This is a genomic window from Kitasatospora sp. NPDC091257 (genome assembly GCF_044757675.1).
Lineage (GTDB): Bacteria > Actinomycetota > Actinomycetes > Streptomycetales > Streptomycetaceae > Kitasatospora > Kitasatospora lactacystinica.
On record NZ_JBIVVI010000401.1, the window covers coordinates 1 to 6,953 of the forward strand.

Below are 6,953 nucleotides of genomic sequence, written 5' to 3' on the forward strand. Positions count from 1 at the left end.
GGACGCCTTCAACAGCGGCAAGGTCGCGGCGATCGTCCAGGGCCCCTGGGAGATCACCAACATCTACAAGGGTTCGGCCTTCGCCGACAAGAACATGCCGGCTCGGTAGGATGCTGCCGATCGCAGTCGGCCGGGGGGCGGACGAAGAGCCCGACTTCGTTGTGGAACAACCTCTCGCGCAAGCGATTTCACGTCCTGATGGGTTCTGTCCCGCATTCTCTCGTGAGGTTGAATTGCGCATTCGGCATCGCAGATTCCTGACCGCGACCGCCGCCGTCGCGCTGGCCTCCGGCCTGGCCGCCGTCGAGGGCCCGGCCGTCCTCGCCGCGCCGCAGGCCGTCGCGGTGGTCCCGGGCACCCGGACCCGTCCCTCGCCGGTCACGATCACCTTCGGGGGCCTTCCCGGCACCGTCACGGCGGGTGGCGCGGCGGTGGAGTTCACCGCGACGCTCCGGAACACCGCCGACCACCGGCTGGACGTCCCGTCCTCGTTCTTCGGCCTCGTTGACACCGGCGCCGGCACCGGCGCCGGGCAGGGCCACTTCAGGCTGGAGTACCGGTCGCCCGGCGCCGCCCAGTGGCAGGACGCCAGGGTGAACGCCGGGGGCACCGGCGCCCGCTGGGTGCTCGACCAGCCCGCCGTGCTGTCGCTGGCGGCCGGCGCCGAGGCCGTCTACCGGCTGCGGCTCACCGTCACCGCCGACGCCCCTGCCGGGCGGGTGACGCCGGGCTTCGACTCCGTGGTCTCGGACCCGGCCCTGCCGCCGGAGCAGCGCACCACCGGTGCGGAGAGCGGCCACCCGGACCTGGTCGTCGCCCCGGCGGCGGCGCCGACCACCGTGCCGACCACGGCGCCGGCCACCCCGGCGGCCACCGTGGAGGTCGGGTTCGAGGGCGTGCCCACCTCGTTCACGGTGGGCGGGGAGGCGAAGCCGTTCACGCTGGTCCTCACCAACCGGAGCGGCAAGGACCTGCGGGTCGTGCCCGCGGCCGTGTTCCAGGGGGCGGCCGAACTCCCTTCGAGCACCGTCAAGTTCGAGTTCCGTGCCGTCGACGGGCAGTGGCGGGAGGCCACCTTGGCCGACAGCCCGGGGCACCCGGCCTGGCTGTGCCTCGGGCTGCGGACCGGGGACCGGAACGCCGACGTCATCGCGCTGGCGAAGGGCGGGAGCCGCACCGTCGAGGTCCGGCTGGCCTTCACCAGGGACGCGCCGATCCTGTTCGAGTCCCTGGTCGCCGTCGCGGACACCCTGCCGGAGCCGGGCGAGAGCGCGGCCGAGGCGGTCGGCGCCGCGGCCGACTTCATCACCGTGTCCGCGACGGGTCCCACCGCCAGGGCCGCTCCGGCGTTCCAGGACCCCGCCCCGGGCCCGGAGGCGCCGGAGCCGTCCGCCGCCCCGGTCGTCCCGGCGGCGGCCCCTCCGATGGCGCCGAGTCCGGCGACGGGCGGCTCGCGGGCGGTGGCCGCCCCGGCCGCCGACACCCGGCTGGCCTCCACCGGTGGCGGCACGGCCGCGGAGCCGATGGCGATCACCGGGGTGACCGCGATCGCCATGGGCGTCGGCACCCTGGTGGTGGCGCGGCGCCGCAACCGGGTGCGGGGCGGTGCCGGTAACCGACCCTGACGTGCCGGAAGGCCCGTCCGCCCCCGCTGTCGTGCGGGGACGGACGGGCCTTCCGGTGTGTACGAGCCGGTGGCGCGGTCAGCCGACCGGGTTCTGCGGCGGCTGCGGCTGCGCGTACGGGTTGTCCGCGACCGGCTGCGGGGGGACGCCCGGCTGGTACGGCGCGCCGCCCTGCGGCGGGGCGGGCGGAGCGGCCTGCGGCGCGACCGGGGGAACCGGGGCGCCGGCCGGCGGCGGGACGGGCGCGCCCGGCTGCTGGGCGTACGGGGCCTGCGGGGCGTTCGGGTTGAACGGGGCCTGCGGGGCGTTCGGGTTGAACGGCGCGTTCGGGTTGAAGGCCCCCTGCGGCGCGTTGGGGGCGAACGCGGCGGCCGCCTGGGCGGACTGCTGCTGCTTGGCGTTGCCGCGTTCGACGAGCGCCTTCACCGAGGCGACGATCATGCCGACCGGCAGGATGAACACCTTGAAGAAGATGTAGTAGGTGCCGCCCTCGAAGACGAACGCCAGGTAGTAGGCGTACCCGAGGAAGCCGAGGCCGAGGACGACGTTGAGGACGCGCAGGCCGGCCTTCAGCCCGCCGGCGGCGGCCCCGAGGGCCACCATGATGACGCCGCTGAGCGCCAGCAGTACGACGTACCAGGAGAAGAGCGGTTCGGCGCTGAAGTCCAGATTGTTCAAAGCGGTTTCCTGGGGAAGGGAAGAAGAAAAACGGCAGGCGCCGTTCGGGGACGAGAGCGCACAGTACTAAAGGCGGCCGACATTCGTCGCCGCCTTTGTGTCACGGTGTCATTGCGCTGTGCCGCAGCGGCAGTCGACGAGGTGGGAAATGACGGATTTTGAGGTGCTGCGGGTCTTTTGCGGGCCCGACGGCGGGCACGGCAACGCGCTCGGCGTGGTGCGCGACGGCGCCGCCGTGCCGGGGCGCGCGGACCGGCAGCGGATCGCCCGCGAACTGGGCTTCAGCGAGACGGTGTTCGTCGACGACCCGGAACGCGGGGAGATCGACATCTACACCCCGTCGGTGCGCCTGCCGTTCGCCGGCCACCCGTGCGTGGGCGCGGCCTGGCTGCTCGGGGTGGACCGGCTGGTCACGGCCGCCGGCGAGGTGGCGGTGCGGCGCGCGGACGGGCTGACCCGGATCGCGGCCCGGCCGGAGTGGGCCCCGGGGCGCACGCTGCGGCAGTACGGTTCGGCGGCCGAGGTGGAGGCGCTGGAGGTGCCGCCGCCGGGGGAGTGGGTCTACGCCTGGGCCTGGCAGGACGCGGCGGCCGGCACCGTACGGGCCCGGGCCTTCCCCGGGCGGGGCGACGGGATCGACGAGGACGAGGCGACGGGAGCGGCCGCCCTGTTGCTGGCCGCGAGCCTGGGGCGGGCGCTGACCGTCACCCAGGGCCGGGGTTCGCAGCTGCTGGCCGGACCGTGCCCGGGCGGGCTGGTGGAGGTCGGTGGCCGGGTGGTCCGGGCCCCGGGGCCGGCTCAGCGGGCGGGCGGCGTCGGTTCGGCGTAGGCGCGCCGGCGGGCGGTGGGTGCGACGGCCGTGACCGGGGTGACGGCGGCCACCGGCGGCACGGAGAGCACCGGCATCCGGGGCGCCCGCGGCCGCCGGTCCCGCAGCAGGTGCCGCAGGCCGGGGACGAGCGCGAGGTGGGCGACGGCCACGCCGGCCACGGCGAGCAGGATGTGGTCCACGTTGAGGACGTGCCCGGGCGCCCAGGACGAGAGGAACTCCAGCGCGGTCGCCAGCAGTGCGGAGACGCCGGTGGTGCGCAGGAAGGAGGGCAGCCAGGGGGCCCGGAGCCGGCCGCCGGCCAGCGGCAGCAGGACCCCGAGCGGGGCCAGCAGCAGGAGTTCGCCGACCACCTGCCAGCCGCTGGAGGAGCGGAGCGAGGCGAGCGGCGTCAGGTTGGCGTCGTACACCCAGGCCACCGGCAGTGGTCTCAGCATCAGCCAGAGCGCCAGTGCCAGGTGGCCGGTGAGACCCGCCAGCCCGGCCAACCGGAGGGGACGGTGGACGGCCGCCGCCGGGCTGCTCTCGGTCCCCGCGCCGGAACGCTCCTCGCGTGTCCTGGTGCCATCTCGCTGCACGGGGGGAAGGACGTGGGCCGACGGCACGTCGGTTCCACACCCGGCGTGAACATTCCCAAACGCGCCCCCGAGTCCCGTCCGCGCCCTCCTTTCCGGCGGCCTACCGGCAGGGCGAGGTCGTCGGCACCGCGCCGAACACGTTGTCCGGCGGCGGGCTGACCTGCGTCACCGGGGTGGGCGACGGGCTCGGACTCACGGCCGCCTTGGTGCCACGGGTCGGGGTCACGGTCGGCGCCGGTCCCGGCGGGGTGGCCAGGGCCGCCGGTATGTGCGGCGTGGTCGGGCAGGCCGTCCGGCTGGCGGGCGCGCCGGCGTCGACCGGTACGGCGGTCGGCCGGATGCCGCAGCCGGAGACCAGCGCGAGCAGCAGCAGCACGCCGGCGCCGCGGCGCAGGACGGTACGGGGGACGGCGGTGTCGGTGGGGGCGGTCACGTGGTGTCCTTGTCCTCGGCGGCGTCGCCGGCGGGGCCGCCCTCGGCCCCGCCCGCTGACGGCGGAGGCGGCGGGGCCAGCGGCAGGATCAGGGTGAACACCGCGCCGACCTCCCCGTTCGCCGCCGTGATCGTCCCCCCGTGTATCTGCGCGTTGGCCATCGCGATCGACAGCCCGAGGCCGCTGCCCTCCGAGCGCGCCCGCCCGCGGTCCGCCTTGTAGAAGCGGTCGAAGACGTGCGGCAGCACGTCCTCCGGGATGCCCGGACCGCTGTCGGAGACCTCGACCACGACCGACTCCCCGTCCTGCCGGACCCCGACCCGCACCGGCGAGCCGCCGTGCTTCAGCGCGTTGCCGATGAGATTGGCGAAGACCACGTCGAGCCGGCGCGGGTCGACCACGGCCAGGATGCCGCGCGGGGCGTCCAGTTCGACCGCGTCGTACCAGGCCCGCCCGTCGATGCAGGACATGATCAGGTCGGCGATGTCCACCTCGTCGGCGACCAGCCTGGCGGTACCGGCGTCGAAGCGGGTCACCTCCATGAGGTTCTCCACCAGGTCGGACAGCCGCCGGGTCTCGCTGACCACGAGCCGGACGGCCGGCTCGATCATCGGGTCCAGCGACTCGGCCTCGTCCTCCAGGATGTCGGTCACGGCGGTCATCGCGGTCAGCGGGGTGCGCAGCTCGTGCGACATGTCGGCGACGAACCGCCGGCTCTGCGCCTCGCGCGCGCTCAGCTCCTCGACCTGCTCGTGCAGCGACTCCGCGGCCCGGTTGAAGGTCCGCGCCAGGTCGGCGAGTTCGTCCGAGCCCTCGACCTCCAGCCGGGTGTCCAGGTGCCCCTCGCCGAGCCTCCGGGCGGCGTCCCCGAGCCGCTTGACCGGCCGCAGCACGGTCGCCGAGGCGGCCTGGGCGAGCAGCGCCGAGCCGATCAGCGCGAGCAGCGTGGCGATGGCCAGCGACCAGCCCAGCGTGTTGAGGTCGGCCCGCTCGTTCTCCAGCGACTTGAACATGTACGCCGTCGGGCCGTTCGGCACCACCTTGGTGCCGCCGATCACGAACGGCCGGCCCTCCAGGTTCTGCCGCTGCCAGTACAGGTGGTACGGGTACGGGTTGTTCTCGGTGATCTCGCGCGGCTTGGCGACGGTGGACCGCAGCGCCGCCGGGACGTCCGCCAGCGTGAAGTTCGCGGGGTCGGAGGAGGCCGTGCACTCCGGGTGCGCCGCGTCGACCACCACCACGTCGTACGTCAGCCCGGAGCTGGCCACGTTGGACGCCAGCGCGGCCAGTTCCGGGCAGCTCGCGTTCAGCGGCAGCTCGGAGACGTTGCGGGTGAGCGAGACCCGGAAGTCGTTCAGCGCGGTGTCCTGGGCGCGCTTGAGCACCGCGTCGCGGTTCAGCCAGTACGCGATGCCGGAGGCCGAGACGGCGGCGAGCAGCGCGACGGCCGCGAACACCGCGATCAGCCGCACCCGCAGGGAGCGCAGCCGACGCCACCGGCCCGTCGGGAACCGCCGGGCAGTCGTCTGATGGTCAGTCACAAGAGCCTGTCGTGGTACGGGAGTTCAGGGGCGGGTGGGGCTGGTCGGAGCTGTTCGGGGTCAGGCCGGCGGGTCCAGCCGGTAGCCCACCCCGCGGACGGTGCGGATCAGCGTCGGCGCGGACGGCACGTCCTCGACCTTGGCCCGCAGCCGCTGCACGCACGCGTCCACCAGGCGGGAGTCGCCGAGGTAGTCGTGCTCCCAGACCAGCCGCAGCAGCTGCTGGCGGGAGAGCGCCTGGCCGGGGCGGCGGCTGAGCTCCAGCAGCAGCCGCAGTTCGGTCGGGGTGAGTTGGAGGTCCTGTCCGTCCTTGGTGACGGTCATCGCCGCGCGGTCGATCACCACGCTGCCGTAGGCAGAGGAGTCCGAGCTCTCCCGCTCGCCGCGCCGCAGCACCGCCCGGATCCGGGCGTCCAGCACGCGTGGCTGCACCGGCTTCACGACGTAGTCGTCCGCGCCGGACTCCAGGCCCACCACCACGTCGATGTCGTCCGAGCGCGCGGTGAGCAGGATGATCGGCAGCTGGTCGGTGCGGCGGATCCGGCGGCACACCTCGAAGCCGTCGATGCCGGGCAGCATCACGTCCAGCACGATCAGGTCGGGCCGCTGCTCCTTGAAGAGCCTCAGGCCGTCCTCGCCGGAGGCGGCGGTGGCCACGCGGTGGCCCTGGCGGGTGAGAGCGAGTTCGAGGCCGGTCCGGATGGCGTCGTCGTCCTCGATCAGAAGGAGGAAAGGCACGGCCCCATTTTGGCCCACCGGCCGCGCCGAATCACCCCCCGGATCACCCACCGTCCCTCCGGGAACCGGAACGGACGCCACCGGCGTCCGGTACGGAGGGAGGCGGTCCGGGATGTTCGGCCCCCTCCTGTGACACCCCTGTGACAGTCGGCGGACAGCGCCATCACAACCGGCGGGCAGGATTTTCCATGTCGCCGCAGGACAGCGGGCCGCAAGGCCGGCTGAAGGGCGGCTACCGGAACCGCTCGTACCGACCCAGGGGGCGCACGATGAACGCCATGCTTCAGACCCGGACCAACCCGGCTGTCCGCACCGCGCGTTCGTCAGCCACGTCCCACCGGACCCGGTACGAGGTCAGGACCGACGAGAACTCCGGTGCCGTGACCGTGCGGGGGTGCGCGCACAGCACCGGTGGAAACCCTGGCGCCCGTCGGGTGAGCGGCGGCGGCAGGACGGGGGAGCTGTACGGGATCGGCCGTCTGGGGAGTTCGGCCGACTCCGCCAGCACCCTCACGCTGCGGGGGATCCTCC

At 74.3% G+C, this 6,953-nt stretch carries 8 protein-coding genes; 3 read left to right on the top strand and 5 right to left on the bottom strand.

The genetic code is table 11. The features are described 5' to 3' along the window. Nucleotides 1-233 precede the first annotated feature (233 nt). On the top strand, nt 234-1,625 hold the full coding sequence (locus ACIQOV_RS19615) for a hypothetical protein (protein ID WP_401050021.1): 1,392 nt from the start codon (nt 234-236) through the stop codon (nt 1,623-1,625). A gap of 78 nt (nt 1,626-1,703) precedes the next feature. On the opposite strand, the gene ACIQOV_RS19620 is transcribed toward ACIQOV_RS19615, so the two are convergent. Next, nucleotides 1,704-2,303, bottom strand: coding sequence for a hypothetical protein (locus ACIQOV_RS19620; RefSeq protein ID WP_401050024.1), 600 nt, complete (start codon nt 2,301-2,303; stop codon nt 1,704-1,706). 148 nt (nt 2,304-2,451) lie between these two features. Here ACIQOV_RS19620 and ACIQOV_RS19625 point away from each other — a divergent pair, with 148 nt between their 5' ends. Beyond that, entirely contained in the window at nt 2,452-3,132 is a 681-nt protein-coding gene (locus ACIQOV_RS19625; RefSeq protein WP_401050025.1) for a PhzF family phenazine biosynthesis protein, read from the top strand. Here the strand turns inward: ACIQOV_RS19625 and ACIQOV_RS19630 are convergent. The 4 genes from ACIQOV_RS19630 to ACIQOV_RS19645 all read right to left on the bottom strand — a co-directional run bounded on the left by ACIQOV_RS19630 (nt 3,102) and on the right by ACIQOV_RS19645 (nt 6,422). Then, nucleotides 3,102-3,710, bottom strand: coding sequence for a VanZ family protein (locus tag ACIQOV_RS19630; RefSeq protein ID WP_401050027.1), 609 nt, complete (start codon nt 3,708-3,710; stop codon nt 3,102-3,104). The genes ACIQOV_RS19625 and ACIQOV_RS19630 overlap by 31 nt on opposite strands. 100 nt (nt 3,711-3,810) lie before the next feature. Continuing rightward, entirely contained in the window at nt 3,811-4,143 is a 333-nt protein-coding gene (locus ACIQOV_RS19635; RefSeq protein WP_401050029.1) for a hypothetical protein, read from the bottom strand. Next, nucleotides 4,140-5,684: an ATP-binding protein gene (locus ACIQOV_RS19640; RefSeq protein ID WP_401050030.1), complete on the bottom strand. Its 1,545-nt coding sequence runs from the start codon at nt 5,682-5,684 to the stop codon at nt 4,140-4,142. Before ACIQOV_RS19640 ends, ACIQOV_RS19635 begins: the two co-directional genes overlap by 4 nt. Before the next feature lie 60 nt (nt 5,685-5,744). Next, complete coding sequence (locus ACIQOV_RS19645; RefSeq protein ID WP_030257458.1) at nt 5,745-6,422, bottom strand: response regulator transcription factor; 678 nt, start codon at nt 6,420-6,422, stop codon at nt 5,745-5,747. Between the two features lie 278 nt (nt 6,423-6,700). Between ACIQOV_RS19645 and ACIQOV_RS19650 the strand changes: the two genes are divergently transcribed. Continuing rightward, on the top strand, nt 6,701-6,953 hold a 253-nt coding region (locus ACIQOV_RS19650; protein ID WP_401050032.1), incomplete at its 3' end, for a hypothetical protein.

Coding starts and splice junctions, on each gene's coding strand:
- ACIQOV_RS19625 (WP_401050025.1), top strand. CDS start 2,452: ATGACGGATTTTGAGGTGCTGCGGGTCTTTTGCGGGCCCGACGGCGGG.